Raw genomic sequence first — 17416 nt, 5'->3', positions numbered from 1 at the left:
AACGAAACAAACGAGGTCATTATTTACTTTTATTTATAGGAACGACCAATTCCAATTCCTTTATCTCTTCACTAAAGCCCTCATTGTTTGTATGACTTGGCTTGAGTGTAAATGATTTTGGTATCGTATCCATTGGAGGCAAAGTCAGTACCATATGATGACCATAGTTCCCAACAGCCATGCCTGCTTGTAGTTTCAGTTTATCATATACATGAACATTATCATCGACTACAGAGAAATCAAACCATGGCCAACTATCGTTTTCATCCATTTCAGTAGGGTAATCAATCGTTAGGTCTATTCTTGTTGATAGAGGTGAAAATGTTACTTTGTCGGCTGTTAACGTGTAAACTTCATCCACCGTTTTAGTTGTAACTTCTGGATAATATTCAAAAACATCACCTTTTATTTTTTTTAGTGGGAAAGACACCTTCAACTTGCCCTCATAGCCAAATAAATCTTCTCCATGGACGGCAATCTCAATTTCTTCTCCATATTCATTATAATTAGAAAAGGTAAATTGATGATGTTCAATTATTGTTTTTGAGTTTATGTCATCTTGCCCAGTTGAACCAATCGCTGGTTTAACTGGTTGTCCATTAATTGTTATATAATTAAAGCCGACAATTTCTTCTTCCATCGAAAGTTCCTTTTCTCCTGTGTAAACGACTGTTACGATTAACCGGCTCCCATCATAAGCTGCTTCTTTTACAGTCATTGTTAAGCCATTTTTACTATCTTGTTTATCAATTACAGTCGTAAGTTGATCGTGTTCGATTTTATCTGAGGCAATGTCTCTAAAGTCCTTATAAATTGGACCAATCAGGGGAATATTTGATAATGCTTCTGCCATGCCTGTTGAAACAAATCCAGAACCAAGCAAAGATATACATAGCCCACATGCAACTAAGATTGACTGTTTAGTTGTTCTTCCTACTTTTCTTTTTTTCTTGGCTTGAAAGATAGCCGTTTTCTCCCTTGCCTTTAGCTTTTCAACAGGTACATTTATGTTGTCGATAGATCGATTGAAATTGTCTTTATTCATACAGATAACCCTCCTTTAAAATGGGTCTTAACTCTTTTTTTGCTCTATTTAAGTGTGATTTAACGGTTCCTTCCGGGTAATTCATGATCGCAGCAATTTCCTTTATAGACAGATCGTGATAGTACCTCAACAAAATAATGGTTTTTACAGTAGGGTTTAAGAATTTAAAGGCTTCTGACAAATCCATTGAATGCATGATAAAATCGCTATTTTCTGAAGTGATTAATTCATTAAAGATTTCCTCATTATCTGCAGTAAAATGGCGGGACTCTTTTCGAATAAAATCAATCGATTTAAAAACTAGAATTTTTGTAATCCAACTAGAAAAACTTTCAGGCTTCTTTAATGTTTTTATTGAAATATAGGCTGTATAAATTGTTTCTTGATAGACATCTAAAGCATCTTGTTCGTTTCTAACGTATGCATAGGCAGTTCGGTACAGCTTTTGTCGAACAGAATCAATCAGTTGTTCAAATGCTTCATCATCACCCTTTTTTGCTTTTTTCACTATTTTTCCTAAATCCATTTTGGTCCTCCTATCCGTTACACAATAAAGTCGAATGAACTAGTAAATCGGTTGCAAAATTATTAATTAAGCAAAACATTTCTCGAACTAGTACTCTAAAGGCTACCATTCCCGTTAAAAAGAATGTCTCCTCCCCTTGTTATTCAGTTTTTATAATAGTCATCTCGTTTGTTGTAAATTTACATATTTTATACCATTTTACAATGTTCCGTGTTATAATTTTGAAGAAAATTAATATTACTTTAATTTTAAAGGAGCATAAAATGAAATTTAAAGACCCTTGGAATCCTACACAAAAAGAAATAAAAAAATGGGCATATAGTGATGAAATGGAACCTGTGCAAGATTGGGAACTCGCCATTTATAAATTTGAAAATATACCGATGATTTGTACATTTGTTGAGGATGAGCAATGTGAACATACTTCTTATTTCCTTAATACTTTATATGTATTCACAGGAGATACGGTTCGAGTAGGGGACAATGAAGAAATTCAAAAGCTATCTCAATTACTAGATACGATGGAAAAAACAGCTGAATCAAAAGAACTTCAATTGTGGAATGAACGTTCTCAACTTCTTATCGAATATCCAGAATACTATGAGAACTCTTATTGGGGTATTTGTTCAAAGTTTGTTTATGACATATAATTTAGAAGCGGGCGTAATTTTCAAAGGTTCAATTTTCTAAACAATAACAAATTCTTACATAGCCAGCAAGTTAGGAATTGCAGTTAACTGCAATTCCTTTTGTTATCTTCTAACTACTATTTGACAGTGCTAAATATAATAGAAATTCGAATACTATTGAACAAACATAAGCGGGTTGATTCAATAAGGGGGGAATACAATTATCAAGGGAGAATATCACTCATGGCGAAAATAGCAAAGGAGAGTTAGACGATAATTATGGAGGATGTATTAAAGCAGATTATTAAAGATGATATTCCTCCTTTATTTAAGGCTAAAGGATTTAAAAAGAAAGGAAATCATTTCGCAAAGATATTCCCCGATTTTGCATGGGTTGTAAATATCCAAATTTCTAAGTGGAATTCGAAAGAAGATGTTGAGTTTACGTTTAATACTGGAATTTTTACTGATAAATTGTATGGGCCATTTTATAAAGAGGATCCACCAAAATTTCCAACAGAAGATAATTCCGTTCTTAAAATTCGCATATCTGAGTTGAAAAATGAGCCAGAGACTTGGTATAAAATTGGTCTTTCGAGTAATTTAGATGCAATTAAAAGGGAAGTCCAAAGCGACTTGCAAAATGTGGTTTTTCCATACTTTGAGAAATTCCAAACAATAGAAGATGTAATCCAGGAAATGAAAAGAAAAGAAGAACAGGGCTGGTACGAATGCCCTCACTTCCTTACAATACTATGTAATTCATATGGTTATAATAATGAAGCGAATAAATAAAGTATATGCTGAATCCGAGCTGGATTCACAAAAAGAATTTATCAAAGAATTCGCTGAATATTTAGGGCAAATAATAAAATGATTTCACTACAAGTGGAGTTACCGATTAATTACCATACAGCTTTACCCAAACAAAATATGTTTTTTTACATTCTAAAAGGCAGATGAATTACTCTCATCTGCCTTTTTTCAAGTTATACAACCCAATGAGACGGACGTTTCAGGTGGGAGGGTAATTTTGTTTGAAGATTGCCTTGTGCTGAATTAATTTGCATTTGGGTTAAAAACATACTTGTTGAAAGGTCTGCGCCGCGTAAATTGGCATCACGTAAATCTGCACCAATAAAATCAACCCCTCTTAAATCTGCATTTTGTAGATTGGCAGCAATTAAATAAGAACCTCTAAGATCGGTTGCTCTTAAATCTTTGCCTTTTAAATTTTTCCCCATCCAATCAACCCCTCGATTGTCATACTTTCGAGTGTTTTTTCCAATCTTTACGATATGACTTTGGCGAATTTGCTCACTTGTTTCTAACAGTAAACCATTCACTGGCAGTCGGAAAGTAGGAATATCTATTGCAAGCAATGCATCAGCTTCCAGCTCTGTTGCACGCTGTAGCTGTTCTAATTGTAAATGTAGTTTGTTATATAGAGATGAATCAACCTTATACGATAAAGCCTCCGCTACGTAAGCAATCATTTCATAAAGTTGGTCCATAATCGGAAAGACACGAAACATTTTCTCGGAAACTTCAGGGAATTGTCGCCAGTCTTGTCCATGAAAAGTTGTTTGTGAAACCTTTTGTCCAGCTCCTAAACAATCAAAAACTGTACACCCTTTAAACCCTTGATCTCTAAGTTTATGATGAATTTGGCAGCTAAAATCTGATTGTAGATTAGGGCAAGGTGTTCCGGCTGCTTTATGAATGGCAAAGTCACTAGAAGCAGCAATATTTAAAGCCGTGCAGCATAGACCAAAACAGCTTTGGCAATCAGCCTGTAAGCTTTCACGAATCTTTTTTCCAATTGTAAAATCCATTTTTTTTACTTCAGACATTGTTGTTTTCCTCTCTTAACGCATAAACTTCTTACATTTAATTCTATCATTTATTATGATTAAAAGGATATTTTTGTGTGGAAGTTTTCTACATATCGAGGAGGCAATATTCATCGTTTAACTCTAGATGATCAGGAAAATGAATTGATAGTTTTTTACAAAATGGAAACAGCCTATTGACAATTTATAGAAAAAAGTTATAATTTTTTATAGACAGACAGTCGGTCTAATGAGGGGGCGTAATAATGAGAAAAGAAGCAATGGAGCGTAGAAACGAAATACTTGATGTAGCTGATGAGCTTTTCGGTCAGAAGGGCTTTGATGGCACAAGTACTAACGATATTCTTGAAAAGGTTGGTATTGCACGGGGAACGCTGTATTATCACTTCAAGTCGAAGGAGGATATTATGGACGCGTTAATTGAGCGGTATAATGCTCAAATTCTAGGTGCAGCAAAAGAAATTGCTGCAAATAAGAGCATCCCCGTTCACGAGCGAATTGTCCGTGTTGTAATGGCATTAAACATAAGTAGCGGAAACGGTAAGGAAATTATTGACCATATACATAAGCCCCAGAACGCGCTTATGCATCAGAAAATACAAAAGGTCATCATGAACGGTCTTCCACCGATACTGACGGAAATAATCCATGAGGGTATTGAGCAAGGATTATTTAGTACACCGTATCCCTATGAATGTATGGAAATGATTGTGGCTTATACGAATACCGTTTTTGATGATGATATGGTTGATATGACCGATGAAGAGCGTGCTTCACGTATACCAGCTTTTGTCTTCAACGTAGAAAGACTGCTCGGTGTCGAAAGTGGAAGCCTTATGTACATGATGAAGATGTTTGGCAATGGGGGTGAAGAAAATGGAAACAACGATGGTTGATTCCGAGCGTCATTTCAAAAAATTTCTTCTGCTTTGGTCAGAGCAGCTAATTTCAGCAATAGGAAGCGGGCTTTGGATTTTGTGTTACTTCATTAATTTTCTTCAACTTGAAAACAGAGGTGACTTATGTATTACAGAATAATCCGAAATGACTTTTTAAAAAGCAAACTGATAACGCTGACAACAACGTTATTTGTTGCTGTTGCGGCTATGCTCGTTTCCTTATCAGCGATACTTATGGTAAATCTTTCAGGTGCTATTGATTCACTTATGAATCAGGCGAAGACGCCGCATTTTTTGCAAATGCACTCTGGGGATATCGATACTGTCGGACTTACAAACTTCGCGGAGCAAAACAGCAATGTCAATGAATTTCAAGTGCTTGAGTTTCTAAACTTGGATAACAGTCAAATTATTTTAGGTGATCGTTCACTTGCGAATAATGTTCAAGACAATGGTTTTAGCATACAGAGTGAAAAGTTTGATTATCTTCTTGATCTTGATGGAAACATAATTAACGTATCCGATGGCGAGCTGTATGTCCCAATAAACTATATGAAGGACGCCACTACAATGGTCGGTGATAAAGCTATAATAGGCGGAAAGGAATTTACTGTAGCAGGATTCCTCCGGGATTCGCAGATGAATTCTATGCTGTCCTCTTCAAAAAGATTTCTCGTAAGTGCAAATGATTACTCTGCAATTAAAAGCCATGGAAGTGTGGAGTATTTAATTGAGTTTAGATTAAAGGATTTATCGGCGCTCGGTGAATTTGAAACTGCTTATGCTTCCGCGGGACTTGAAGCGAACGGACCAACGATCACATATCCACTTTTCAAAACAATTAACGCATTTTCTGACGGGATTATGATAGCAGTTATTCTTCTTATAAGTGTTCTCGTCGTTGCTATCGCATTTATGTGCATACGCTTTACACTCCTTGCGAAAATCGAAGACGATTACCGTGAAATTGGTGTTATGAAGGCAATAGGGCTACGCATTTCCGACATTAAGAAAATTTATCTTGCGAAGTACGCAGCAATTGCGGCAGTGGGTAGTATTCTCGGTTATGCACTTTCATTGATGTTCAAAAACATGCTGCTAGAAAACATCCGGCTTTATATGGGGGAAAGTGAAAACTCTTCTTTTGCCACGTCTTTAGGGATCCTCGGCATTCTACTTGTAACCTTTGCAATTTTAGGCTATGTAAGCGGCGTGCTTAGACGCTTTCGGAAAATATCCGCGGCAGAAGCAATACGCTTTGGCATTTCGCAGGATAAAAGCGCAGGCGCAAAACGTGTTTGCCTGAACAAAAACAAACTGTTAAATACTAATATTTTCCTCGGGGTCAAAGATGTTCTCGCAAGGAAAAGACTTTATGCCACAATGCTTGCAGTACTTGTCATTTCAGCATTTATCATTATTGTTCCACAAAACCTATACAACACGATTTCCTCAACAAGCTTCATTAAATATATGGGTATTGGAAACTACGATATTCGCCTAGATATTCCACAAACTGATCAAATCTCTAAAAAAACTGCAGAAGTTTTAGAATATATGAACAGCGACACTTCTATTTCAAAGTACACCATCCTTACAACAAAGACATTCAAAACAAAAATGGAAGACGGTTCGGAAGAAAATATAAAAATCGAACTTGGCGACCATTCGATATTTCCTATCGAATATACCGAGGGCAGAGCACCCACTGTAGAAAACGAAATTGCACTTTCGGCTTTAAACGCTGATGAAATGAAGAAAAAAGTCGGCGATACAATTACGGTCATCATGAAGGGGAAGGAGAGCAAGCTCAAGGTAAGTGGCATTTATTCTGACATTACGAACGGTGGTAAAACGGCAAAGGCTGTATTTACCGATCATTCAGAAAATATAATGTGGAGCGTTATTTGTGCGAAGCTTTCAGATAAAACCCTGGTCGATGAAAAAATCTCTAACTATACGGACCGATTTACTTTTGCTAAGATTTCCAATATTGATGAGTTTGTCAAACAAACTTTCGGTTCGACTATAAAATCAGTCGGAAAGGCCTCCATTGCCGCAATTGCCATAGCACTTGTAATAACGATTCTAGTTACATTGTTGTTTATGAAAATGCTTGTCGCAAAGGATAGATATTCGATTGCGATAATGAAAGCACTAGGTTTTACAAAGTTGGATATTACGGTGCAGTTTGGTTCGCGAGCAGTATTTGTATCAATTATCGGAATAATTGTTGGCACCATTCTGGCAAACACTCTTGGAGAGGTACTTGCAGGTGCAGTAATTACCTCGTTCGGGGCTTCATCGTTTAGTTTTTCAATTAATCCACTTTCGGCGTACGTGCTTTGTCCGTTATTGATGATTTGCTCGGTACTTATGACAACAATCATTGGCACATCGGGCGCTGGGAAAATAAAAATATCCGAAAATATAAAGGAGTAGCTTATGAAGAATCTTGTAATCGGTGAACATATTGTAAAATCTTTCGGTGAGGGCGACGAAAAACACAATGTTCTCGACGGTGTGTCCGTTGACATAAACGAAGGTGAGTTTATTGCGATCATGGGACCCTCGGGCTCGGGAAAATCAACGCTCATGTTTGCATTGAGCGGCATGGACAGTATTGATAGCGGAAGGATTACTTTTGATGGAAGTGATATATCGTCAGTAGGTGAGGCTGAACTTTCAGATTTACGTAGATCTAAAATGGGCTTTGTTTTTCAGCAGTCAACTATGCTTAAAAATCTAAATATTCTCGATAATATTATTCTTCCATCAATTCGCGATAATAGAAAAAACGTTGCAAAGATTTCAGAGAAAGCAAGAGTACTTATGAAGAGGGTAGGCATTGCAGAGCTTGAAATGCGCGACATTACACAAGTTTCGGGAGGGCAGCTTCAACGAGCGGGAATATGTCGAGCACTTTTGAACAGCCCGAAAATCATCTTCGGCGATGAACCTACAGGCGCACTAAATTCAAAATCAGCCCAGGAGATCATGGACATTTTTTCAGAAATTAACGCGGGCGGTACTGCGATTATGCTTGTCACTCACGACGCAAAGGTTGCGGCCCGTACGGAACGCATAATGTTTATGCTCGACGGAAAAATCGTCAGTGAACTAAAGCTTCCGAAGTTTGACGGTACGGATATTGATAGCAGAGTTGAGAAAGTAACAGAAAAAATGTGGGAAATAGGAATATAAGTTGCTGTAATAACTAACACTGAATCTCACAGTGGAAAATGAAAGATTTCTAGAGTAGTTACGTACCGAGTTAGCAATAAATGATTGGTCTTAGAGAAAAGCAGGGGTATTGGTTCACCACCAACCTCTGCTTTTATTTATTCGAATAAATTAGTAGTGTTCATTATTTTCTGAAAAAAATGAAACTTTTGGATGTGGAATCCGTATTAACAGGAAAATACTGATTTTTTAGGAGGTAATATGTTTAATATCGGAAGATTCTTCCTTGTATTTATATTCTTATTAACAGCCTGTACTCAGGATTCAGTTGTTCCTAAAGGAAAAGATGATGAAAATATTGTTATTACACCGGATGGAAAAATTACCTTTGAAATTATTAATAAAATAAAGGTTCCACAAGAAAAAGTAGACTCAATAAAAGAGGAACTCCTTAATGCCTATGATGAAATTCAGAATTCAATTCACTCTAAATATGTTCCTTCCGAGAGAATAAATGTATTTCTCAATGAAGGAAATGAACTATCATGGGGTTTGAAATCAGAACTTCAACTATATGATATTAAAGAAAACCAATATCCACTTGTCCATGAACTGACACATTCCTTACTTGGTTATGGCAACAATTTTGATACAAGCAGGGGCTATTTTACGCAAGAGGGTTTTGCTACATATATGGAAGATATGTATGGGGAAAATGAGTCATATTCCCATAAGCTTATGAAGTACTTTCTCGATTCAAACAAAATCATACCAATTAGTAAATTGGTAGATCTGAATCAAGACGATGCCTATTTTCGCCCAGCCCTTACAAACCAAAAAGAATACACCCTTCAATGGATGAGCTATATTCATTCTGCTTCTTTTATTACTTATTTAATTGACACTTATGGATTAGAAAAGTTTGAACAACTATACAATGAAGAGGACTTGGCTAAAAAAATAGAAGAAATTTACGGAAAAAACATAGGTGAGATAGAAAATGATTGGTTAGTTTTTATTAAAAATAGTCAAACGGAATTAACATTTGAAGACAAAAGGAAAATAGGATTATTTTATACTTTTATTTCAGTTATTGATCAAATTGGCCCCAAATTTTTCGCTAAGGAATAATTTATTATAGAAGTTTACATGAAGCAATATATTATCGTAAAGAAAAATTCAGCAAATCAGGAACTTTATAAAAGAAAATTGATTCAGATGTTGAGTCCATTTCAGAAACATTATAGTACGATGATTGGGTGAAACAACTATTCTCATTTTGACAGGTTAGAGTATATTTAAAATAAAATTATAGGAGAAGTACCTTTTATGAAAGCTAGAAATAGCATTATTATTTTAAGTATAATCTGTATTTTAATTGGATTAGTCTACGCATTAGGATATAACAGTTCTATATACTTTAAATATTTATTTTCTATAGGTTTCATACTGTTGGGAATGGGTATTTTAATTGATAGAATTGAAGAAATAAAAAAGAAAAAACGGTAAGATGGATTCAAAGTGATTTTTTGGCAATTATTTGAAAATGTGGTGTGTTGATTGGGTAAATAAAGTTTCTTATTGACTTCTTTAAAAAACACACATGGTAGTACATAAAAAATATAACAAGAAGAAGTGGTGAAGAATAATGGGGTAACGGTAAAAGATTTACTACAATTGCCATCATTTAGAGGGGCAGAAGTATTAACGGGTAAAATTAATCTTAATCATACGGTCTCCTCTTTATCTGTGTTAGAAGTTTCGAATGTAGATTTTTTATCTACGATCATCCAATCGGTTCAGGAAGAGTGGTATGCAGAAGAGCTAGTTATTAGCTCTTTTTATTCAATTAGAGACAGTGTTGAGCAACAATGTAAAACCATTCAACACTTACATGATCTTGGAGAATTGGGACTTATTTTATATTATGTAGGAATTGTTTTGCCTGAAATTCCAGAGGAGGTACTGCAATTAGCAGATTCTCAAGGTTTTATCATTATTTGTATGCCTAAAAATGATTACTCTCTACGTTATAATGAAGTCATTTATGAAGTGATGGAAGCGATTGTTAGTAATCAGGCTGTTAATGATCAGTTTGTGAAGGAAACTTTAGAAAAAGTCTCCTTATTGCCAGAGCATTTACAAAGTGTAGAAATCACACTGAAAATGCTATCTGATCGTCTGAAAGCTAATATTGTACTGACTAATAGTAGTTTTGATATTGTCAACCAAGTGATGTGGCCTAGAAATTCTTCTTTAGATGTTTGGCAAGTCATACAGAAATTTTCACGCGGTCATTTGCATAAGGAAAAAGGAAAACTAGAATTACAAAGAAGCAATTTAACGTGTGTCGTTGAATACAAAAGTATTCAGCAAAAAAATGGAGAACAGCTTTTTCTGTTTGTTATAAAAGAGAACACACCATTACCAGTAAAGACCATTGAAAAAATAAGTGAAGTTGTCCAAGTGGCCATTAATCTTTGGGGGGACAAGCACGATGAAGTTAGTGAATATGCATTAGTAAAAGCTATTATTAATGATGAAAGTGACAAAAAGCGAAGACTAGCTAACATGCTAAATATCGATGTTTCAACTATTCAAATGTTGTGGTTAATTTATATTAACGATATATCAGAAGAGAAAAAAATAAGGGATGAACTTGGAGAGCAACTTTCAAAATATTATCAAACGACAGTGATTCAATGCATTGATCGCTGTATTATTGTTCTTTTAGGAAATGGCTTGTATAAACTTCATGAATATGAGATTGCTACTGAGTTTATTGAAACAACTAATTACTACTCCCAAATATCAGAAATTGTTTACTCACCGAAAATGAAAAATACGAAAGCTGTCCGTCAAATGTATCAATTGGTGAATCAAGTAGGAGAGAAAGCTCATATCATCTATCCAATGCGCAAATTGTTTACTGCCGCTGAATTTCGATCGATGCAACGAGCCATTGATTTAAGTAAACAGGGAGAAGAAGTGATTGAAGAATCCCTTTCCGTTATTGAGCCGATTTTAGATGAAAAAGAGTCCCTCAATACATTAATGGCTTTTCTTTTAGATGCAAATGGTAGTTTTGATGAATGTGGGAAAAATTTATTCATTCACAAAAATACAGTAAAGTATCGTATCAAAAAAATTAGTGAACTAATCGGAAACGATGTAACGGCTTATTCGGAATTTTACGATGTATATATGGCATGCATGATCTATCGCCTAATAAATGGTTAGAAAAGTCTGAATTTTTGTCCAGGAAGACAAAAATTCAGACTTTATTTTCTTTTTTGAAAAAGACGCAGGTCTCTTCCTTCTTTTATAATAACAAACATTAACTAATTCAAAAGGAGGGGACAATATGGAGAAAGATGGGCAAAGTCAGTCTTGGTATAGTTTAGGGATTATTTGGGCAGGCGCAATGATTTGTATACCAAGCTTATTAGTTGGGAATACATTGATTTCTGGTATGGGTTTAACGAAGGCATTAGCCGTGTCTTTTGTTGGATATGCAATTGTAGTAATTATCATGATTTTTCAAGGAATGCAAAGTAGTGATTTAGGAAAGCCAACCGTTCATGTCGCTGGACAAGTGTTTGGTAAAAAGGGATCCCGGACGATTCTTTCAATTATTTTGGCGATTGCTTGCTTAGGTTGGTTTGGGATTCAAGCCAATGTTTGCGGAGTTGCGTTAGCTAATTTATTTGCAGAGTATGATATGAATGTACCTATTCCCGTAGCTTCTTTACTTAGTGGTTTGGTGATGGTAATTTCAGCTGTTTATGGCATCAAAGTGCTACGTGTCTTAAGCTATATTGCAGTTCCTTTCTTAATTGTCATTTGTCTACTAGGTTTAACGCAAGCTTTATCTGGTGACACGCTACAGCTTATCTTGGACTACAAACCTAAAAATAACATGAGTTTTTCGGATGGACTAGCTATAACAATCGGTTCATTTGCACTTGGGGCAGTAATCGCGGGTGATTATTCCCAATATTCCAAAAAACGTTCTGATGTTTTTAAAGCAGCAACATTTGGCATTATTCCAGCTGGAGTATTGATGATTGGTGTTGGAGCTGTTTTAACAATCGCTTATCAAACAAGTGATATTACTGCAGTCTTTCTGAATATTGTCACGCCATTAATCGGTGAGATTGCTTTGATTTTAGCTACATGGAAAACCAATTTGGTAAATGCAATCTCTGGAGGAATCGCCTTAATTAATGTATTTAATATTTCCAAGGACAAAGAAAAAATGGCGATTGGTCTAGCTGGAACGGTAGGGACTATACTTGCTGTGATTGGTATTTTAAATTACTTTACACCGATTATGTCGATATTATCTGCGATGATTCCTCCAGTTGCAGGCGTTATGATTGCCTCTTATTGGGTGATAAATAAAGGGGATCAAACAAGCTGGAAGGAAGTTGACGGTGTCAATCGTTTAGGTGTTTTCTCATGGCTAGTAGGGGCAGTTGTTGCTAGTATCCCAGTTGTTTTATCGTTATTCCCTAGCTTGCCGCAATTACCTAATAAGCCCTTAATTGGAATTGTTATTTCATTTGTCATTTATTATTTCGGTTATCGTCTATCAATGCAAAAGACTGTCATATTGGAGGAAAATAGATGAGATATTTAGATAAAGAAGCTATTGAACATATTGCGATTGGAGCAGCCTTTTTAGGAACAGGCGGAGGAGGGGACCCTTATATCGGGAAGATGATGGCTCTTTCTGCAATTGAAAAAAATGGTCCAGTTAAATTGTATTCAGTGGATGAAATTGAAGATGAAGATTTTTTCATTCCAGCTGCTATGATGGGGGCACCTTCTGTTCTAGTCGAGAAATTTCCGCGAGGAGATGAGTTTGTTAAAGTTTTTCAAAAACTAGCGAAGTATATTGGACAAGAAAAGATTACAGGAACATATCCAATGGAAGCAGGCGGAGTGAATTCGATGATCCCGATTGTCGTAGCGGCACAACTGGATATCCCACTCATTGACTGTGATGGCATGGGGCGTGCATTCCCTGAATTACAAATGGTGACGTTTAATTTGGACGGTATTTCTGCAACACCAATGGCCATTACTGATGAAAAAGGAAATATCGGAATTTTTGAAACGATTAATAATAAATGGACAGAACGGATAGCACGTTCAGCAACCGTTGAAATGGGCGCTAGCTCTTTAGTTAGTTTGTACCCAACGACTGGAGCTCAGATTAAAAAGAGCGGCGTCCATCATATCATTACACTTTCAGAAAAAATCGGAGAAATAATTGCTTCCAAAAATAGAAATGTAAAAGATAAACTTCATGAATTGTTACAGCTAGTTTCTGGCTATGAATTATTCCAAGGTAAAATTGTCGATGTGATACGAGAAACGAAGGGTGGATTTAATCTTGGAAAAATGAATCTGGAAGGAATGGAAGTCAATAAAAACGAAAAAATGAAAGTTCATTTCCAAAATGAAAATCTTATCGCTGAGATAAATGATCAAGTTATAGCAATGACCCCAGATTTAATTTGTTTAGTAGATTATGAAACTTTATTGCCAGTAACAACGGAAAGTTTAAAATACGGTAAGCGTGTCCGAGTAATTGGATTGCCAGCCAATGAAAAATGGCGAACTGATAAAGGAATAGAAACAGTAGGACCAAACTATTTTGGTTATGATTACGACTATGCTCCAATTGAGGAATTGGTTAAAAAGGTGGTAGCTGAACATGTATAAGATTGGAATTGATGTAGGTGGGACGAATACGGATGCCATTATTTTAGATGAACATAGCAATCTCGTTCATAGTGTTAAATCGCCAACAAGTGTAGATATTAAAACAGGTATTGAAACAGCATTACGAAACTTATTACAAGAATCGAATATTGATAAAACGAAAATTACGCATGCAATGTTAGGAACAACGCAATGTACAAATGCCATTGTAGAGCGTAAAAAATTAGTGAAAGTCGGTGTGATTCGACTAGGCTATCCAGCAACTGCCTCTGTACTTCCATATACTGCATGGCCTAAAGATATGATTGAAAAAATATCGGGAAATTATGCTTTAGTCCATGGGGGTTATGAATACGATGGTCAACTTTTAGGCGAGCTTGATGAAGGCGAGATTCAAACGCTTTTAGAGGACTGGCGTGATAAAGTGGACTCTATAGCGATAGTTGGCGTCTTTTCCTCCATTAAAAATGATCAAGAGTTGCGGGTTCGCTGTCTAATACAAGAAGTTTATGGAGAAGAATTCCCAATCTCCTGCTCGTCGTTAATTGGATCAGTAGGTTTAATTGAACGTGAAAATGCTAGCATTTTAAATGCGGCTTTATGCAAAGTAATTGAAACGACAACGACAGGCTTTGTTCATGCGTTAGAAGGTGAGGGGATTTTCAATGCCAAAGTGTATTTATGCCAAAATGATGGAACTTTGATGTCAATTGACTATGCTAAACAATTCCCGATTTTAACGATTGCATGTGGACCGACAAACAGCATACGTGGCGCATCTTATTTAGCCAAAATCAAAGATACGATGGTTTTGGATGTTGGTGGAACAACTTCCGATATCGGTGTTTTACAGGATGGATTTCCGCGCGAATCTTCTGTAGCAGTAGAAGTAGGGGATATTCGCACAAATTTTAGAATGCCAGATATCATTTCGGTTGGACTAGGTGGAGGCAGTATTGTCCGAGTACACAATGGGAAAATTACGGTTGGACCTGATAGCGTTGGGTACAAAATTTCTGAAGAAGCACTTGTTTTCGGAGGGAATACTCTTACGACAACAGACATTGCAGTTCGTCTTGGATTAGCTGAAGTGGGTGATTGTTCTTTAGTAGCGCATATTGATGAAGCGTTCGCAAAAGAAGCTCAATTAGAAATATCATTTTTAATTGAGCAAGCCATTGATAAAATGAAAACTTCATCAGAAGATGTTCAGCTTGTCTTAGTTGGTGGGGGGAGTGTTATTGTTCCAGAAACTCTTCGAGGAGTCTCCAATATTGTTAAATTTGAAAATGGGACTGTAGCAAATGCAATTGGTGCGTCTATTGCTCAAATAAGTGGTCAATATGAACAAATTTATATTTACTCTAGGGAGCCACGTGAGATTTCTTTGAACGACGCTCAAGAAAAAGCAGTGAAACAAGCAGTTTTAGCAGGAGCTCTTGCTGAGACGATTGAGTTAGTAGAAGTAGAAGAAACACCCCTTGCCTACCACCCGGAAAATGCAACGAGATTAAAAGTTAAAGTAGTTGGGAAAATGGGCTAGCAATAGCTTTCAGCTAAATTAATGAAAATAAACTAAATAGAATAAAATCAAGGAAGAGCCATATTTTTTAGAGGGCACTGAAAAAGTCTATAACTTCTCACATTGCGAAGTATTCAACAATTAAATCGTTGAATACCTCGCTTTTTTCATTTGACACTGTGACTCTACTGTTGTTTTCCGAAGCATTCCGCTCGCTTTCCGCGGGCGAGCGCCGAGCCTCCTCCTACGCTTCGCTTCGTGCGGGGTCTCGTCTGTCTCGCTTTCCTTTATAATAAAAGAATCAATGTGCAGGTGGTACCCCCGATGATTTCAAAATCAAGAAACCCTTAATTAAGTCCATATATGGCGATCTACGATATTGTTGTGCCAAAAGATAATATACTTCGCCAAATCAATGAACTTGTTGATTTTTCATTCATTTTAGTCTTCTGATGCGGATGCGCGAAAAGGGTATAAGACGTCGGAATCTTCTTTCTTCGGGTATAAGACATATCGCGTTGAGTGATGAACGTATTATTATAGCGGCTGTCATTACAACAGGTGAAAAAAGCGATGGAAAATATCTTCAAGAGTTAATTGAAAAAAGCACACAAGCAGGTATGAAAATTAATACAGTTATTGGTGACGCAGCTTACTCTGATCTCCACTCCAATCACCCCTATTCACAAAGGTTGAGTTTTAGCATAGTATTCTAATTTATTAGGAATAGGAGAAACCTTAGCATTATGAATTTAGACCGAAGACGAAGATACAGCTTTCCCATTTCATGAAAGAAGAGCACTTTATCAAAGGGTTCTTCCTTTTTTTTGAATTAATACTTGCAAATTTAAAAGTCATAGTGTAATATCTGACTAGTACACTATGACACGAGGTGTTTATGTTGAAAAAATTCGCAGGGCTTTTAAAAAAGGAATGGGTGCTTTATCGGACATGGCTATTTGTAGGGGTTTTTATAGGGATTATGCTGTCAATGGTAGTTCCATATTTAATAAGGCGGTTAAGTGATGGATTTACGATGGAAAATCAGCTGTCATTTGCTTTCTCAATACTAGTACTTATAATAGGGGGATTTTTTTCGATATTACAATTCCTAGCTAGTATGCGTCATGATTTAAAGAGCAAAGAGATATGGCTGCATTCAACTAGTTCTATCGCACAGCTTGTAGGTGTGAAAATCGTATTTTCCTTAATAGGATACGCTATCTTCAATTTTATCTTTGTGAGTTTAGCTATTTACAAAATCAGAGATGAAATTGTTGGTAACTTCGCCCAAGTACTTTTATTGCTGTTGTTTATTGTAGCAATTATTGTAATTCTTCAATTGATGATGTTTGTAATAATGGTATTATTTTTAGCATTTAATCTGCAAATGAAACATTTAGTTGGTAGATTTTCTATTGTTATTACTATGGTTACCTTCTTCTTCAGTATGGATTTGTGGTTTAAATTTACAGAAAGTAAATTATATGATAATATTTTCCATCATGTAGAGATTCCGTTAACGTGGTTGGATCAATATTTCCCGAAAATACAAACGACGGAGCTACTTTTAGGCTCATTTTATGTCGTAGAAGAAGTGGCATCGATCATTTGGCTAGCGATCTTATTTATCATAGCGACAAAGTGGCTTGAAAAGGTGGTTTTACGATGACAATCGACTTTTCTCGTGATAAGCCCATATATAGCCAGCTCGTAGATCGGATATGTGGGGATATTTTGAAAGGGAAGCTAGTGCTTGGGGATCGACTTCCTTCGGTTCGAGAATATGCAGTGGAAACAGGTGTCAATGTAAATACTGTGCAACGAGTGTATAAGGAGTTAGAAGCAATGAATATAACGGAAACCAAACGAGGGCAAGGTACATTTATTACAACCGATGATGAGCGGATTACTCTATTACGGGAAGATATGAAAAATCAACTGGCAGATCATTTTTTAACTTCTATTGAAGCACTTGGGTTTTCAAAGGATGAGATGCTCGTTGTTTTACAAAATAAATCATGAG

16 protein-coding genes and 1 pseudogene are annotated in these 17416 nt (G+C 36.1%); 14 read left to right on the top strand and 3 right to left on the bottom strand.

Annotation, left to right across the window (positions count from 1 at the left end; genetic code table 11):
* Positions 1–19: 19 nt before the first annotated feature.
* Positions 20–1045 (bottom strand): DUF4179 domain-containing protein, encoded by a 1026-nt coding sequence (locus tag ABNX05_RS04305; RefSeq protein ID WP_349658588.1) that lies wholly within the window; start codon positions 1043–1045, stop codon positions 20–22.
* The gene (locus ABNX05_RS04300) at positions 1038–1571 is read right to left on the bottom strand and encodes a sigma-70 family RNA polymerase sigma factor (RefSeq protein WP_349658587.1); all 534 of its coding nucleotides are present in this window, start codon (positions 1569–1571) and stop codon (positions 1038–1040) included. The genes ABNX05_RS04305 and ABNX05_RS04300 overlap by 8 nt, the downstream gene beginning before the upstream one ends.
* Positions 1572–1834: 263 nt before the next feature.
* Between ABNX05_RS04300 and ABNX05_RS04295 the strand changes: the two genes are divergently transcribed.
* Positions 1835–2221, top strand: coding sequence for a hypothetical protein (locus ABNX05_RS04295; RefSeq protein WP_349658586.1), 387 nt, complete (start codon positions 1835–1837; stop codon positions 2219–2221).
* Positions 2222–2479: 258 nt separating this feature from the next.
* Complete coding sequence (locus tag ABNX05_RS04290; protein WP_349658585.1) at positions 2480–2995, top strand: DUF4304 domain-containing protein; 516 nt, start codon at positions 2480–2482, stop codon at positions 2993–2995.
* Between the two features lie 194 nt (positions 2996–3189).
* Here ABNX05_RS04290 and ABNX05_RS04285 read toward each other — a convergent pair whose 3' ends face one another.
* A complete protein-coding gene (locus ABNX05_RS04285; protein ID WP_349658584.1) occupies positions 3190–4053 on the bottom strand; it encodes a pentapeptide repeat-containing protein in 864 nt (287 codons plus the stop codon).
* Between the two features lie 245 nt (positions 4054–4298).
* Here ABNX05_RS04285 and ABNX05_RS04280 point away from each other — a divergent pair, with 245 nt between their 5' ends.
* From ABNX05_RS04280 to ABNX05_RS04225, 12 genes and pseudogenes are all read left to right on the top strand, one after another.
* On the top strand, positions 4299–4949 hold the full coding sequence (locus ABNX05_RS04280) for a TetR/AcrR family transcriptional regulator (protein WP_349658583.1): 651 nt from the start codon (positions 4299–4301) through the stop codon (positions 4947–4949).
* Complete coding sequence (locus ABNX05_RS04275; RefSeq protein WP_349658582.1) at positions 4930–5091, top strand: hypothetical protein; 162 nt, start codon at positions 4930–4932, stop codon at positions 5089–5091. Before ABNX05_RS04280 ends, ABNX05_RS04275 begins: the two co-directional genes overlap by 20 nt.
* On the top strand, positions 5076–7394 hold the full coding sequence (locus ABNX05_RS04270; protein WP_349658581.1) for an ABC transporter permease: 2319 nt from the start codon (positions 5076–5078) through the stop codon (positions 7392–7394). The genes ABNX05_RS04275 and ABNX05_RS04270 overlap by 16 nt, the downstream gene beginning before the upstream one ends.
* A gap of 3 nt (positions 7395–7397) precedes the next feature.
* Positions 7398–8156, top strand: a complete 759-nt coding sequence (locus ABNX05_RS04265; protein ID WP_349658580.1) for an ABC transporter ATP-binding protein — start codon at positions 7398–7400, stop codon at positions 8154–8156.
* Positions 8157–8396: 240 nt separating this feature from the next.
* Entirely contained in the window at positions 8397–9266 is an 870-nt protein-coding gene (locus ABNX05_RS04260; protein ID WP_349658579.1) for a gluzincin family metallopeptidase, read from the top strand.
* A 504-nt stretch (positions 9267–9770) separates the two neighbouring features.
* On the top strand, positions 9771–11375 hold the full coding sequence (locus ABNX05_RS04255) for a PucR family transcriptional regulator (protein ID WP_349658578.1): 1605 nt from the start codon (positions 9771–9773) through the stop codon (positions 11373–11375).
* A gap of 124 nt (positions 11376–11499) precedes the next feature.
* Positions 11500–12768 carry a cytosine permease gene (locus tag ABNX05_RS04250; RefSeq protein ID WP_349658577.1) on the top strand — a complete coding sequence of 423 codons (1269 nt, stop codon included), beginning with the start codon at positions 11500–11502 and terminating at the stop codon, positions 12766–12768.
* Positions 12765–13868, top strand: a complete 1104-nt coding sequence (locus ABNX05_RS04245; RefSeq protein ID WP_349658576.1) for an S-methyl thiohydantoin desulfurase family protein — start codon at positions 12765–12767, stop codon at positions 13866–13868. Before ABNX05_RS04250 ends, ABNX05_RS04245 begins: the two co-directional genes overlap by 4 nt.
* On the top strand, positions 13861–15411 hold the full coding sequence (locus tag ABNX05_RS04240; protein WP_349658575.1) for a hydantoinase/oxoprolinase N-terminal domain-containing protein: 1551 nt from the start codon (positions 13861–13863) through the stop codon (positions 15409–15411). The genes ABNX05_RS04245 and ABNX05_RS04240 overlap by 8 nt, the downstream gene beginning before the upstream one ends.
* 424 nt (positions 15412–15835) lie before the next feature.
* Positions 15836–16052, top strand: a pseudogene (locus ABNX05_RS04235) (transposase); the annotation flags it as partial.
* A 236-nt stretch (positions 16053–16288) separates the two neighbouring features.
* A complete protein-coding gene (locus ABNX05_RS04230; protein WP_349658574.1) occupies positions 16289–17062 on the top strand; it encodes a hypothetical protein in 774 nt (257 codons plus the stop codon).
* Entirely contained in the window at positions 17059–17415 is a 357-nt protein-coding gene (locus ABNX05_RS04225; RefSeq protein WP_349658573.1) for a GntR family transcriptional regulator, read from the top strand. Before ABNX05_RS04230 ends, ABNX05_RS04225 begins: the two co-directional genes overlap by 4 nt.
* Position 17416: the final 1 nt, after the last annotated feature.

This window comes from Lysinibacillus zambalensis (assembly GCF_040183165.1).
GTDB classification, from domain to species: Bacteria; Bacillota; Bacilli; order Bacillales_A; family Planococcaceae; genus Lysinibacillus; species Lysinibacillus zambalensis.
The sequence above is the reverse complement of the archived record's forward strand: the minus strand, read 5'-3'. Positions and strand labels throughout refer to the sequence as shown.

Bases quoted from the DNA above. Each gene is read 5' to 3' on its own strand.
- ABNX05_RS04250 (WP_349658577.1), top strand. From the start codon at position 11,500: ATGGAGAAAGATGGGCAAAGTCAGTCTTGGTATAGTTTAGGGATTATT.
- ABNX05_RS04240 (WP_349658575.1), top strand. From the start codon at position 13,861: ATGTATAAGATTGGAATTGATGTAGGTGGGACGAATACGGATGCCATT.
- ABNX05_RS04300 (WP_349658587.1), bottom strand. From the start codon at position 1,571: ATGGATTTAGGAAAAATAGTGAAAAAAGCAAAAAAGGGTGATGATGAA.
- ABNX05_RS04285 (WP_349658584.1), bottom strand. From the start codon at position 4,053: ATGTCTGAAGTAAAAAAAATGGATTTTACAATTGGAAAAAAGATTCGT.
- ABNX05_RS04305 (WP_349658588.1), bottom strand. From the start codon at position 1,045: ATGAATAAAGACAATTTCAATCGATCTATCGACAACATAAATGTACCT.
- ABNX05_RS04270 (WP_349658581.1), top strand. From the start codon at position 5,076: ATGTATTACAGAATAATCCGAAATGACTTTTTAAAAAGCAAACTGATA.
- ABNX05_RS04260 (WP_349658579.1), top strand. From the start codon at position 8,397: ATGTTTAATATCGGAAGATTCTTCCTTGTATTTATATTCTTATTAACA.
- ABNX05_RS04225 (WP_349658573.1), top strand. From the start codon at position 17,059: ATGACAATCGACTTTTCTCGTGATAAGCCCATATATAGCCAGCTCGTA.
- ABNX05_RS04245 (WP_349658576.1), top strand. From the start codon at position 12,765: ATGAGATATTTAGATAAAGAAGCTATTGAACATATTGCGATTGGAGCA.
- ABNX05_RS04295 (WP_349658586.1), top strand. From the start codon at position 1,835: ATGAAATTTAAAGACCCTTGGAATCCTACACAAAAAGAAATAAAAAAA.
- ABNX05_RS04230 (WP_349658574.1), top strand. From the start codon at position 16,289: ATGTTGAAAAAATTCGCAGGGCTTTTAAAAAAGGAATGGGTGCTTTAT.
- ABNX05_RS04280 (WP_349658583.1), top strand. From the start codon at position 4,299: ATGAGAAAAGAAGCAATGGAGCGTAGAAACGAAATACTTGATGTAGCT.
- ABNX05_RS04275 (WP_349658582.1), top strand. From the start codon at position 4,930: ATGGAAACAACGATGGTTGATTCCGAGCGTCATTTCAAAAAATTTCTT.
- ABNX05_RS04265 (WP_349658580.1), top strand. From the start codon at position 7,398: ATGAAGAATCTTGTAATCGGTGAACATATTGTAAAATCTTTCGGTGAG.
- ABNX05_RS04290 (WP_349658585.1), top strand. From the start codon at position 2,480: ATGGAGGATGTATTAAAGCAGATTATTAAAGATGATATTCCTCCTTTA.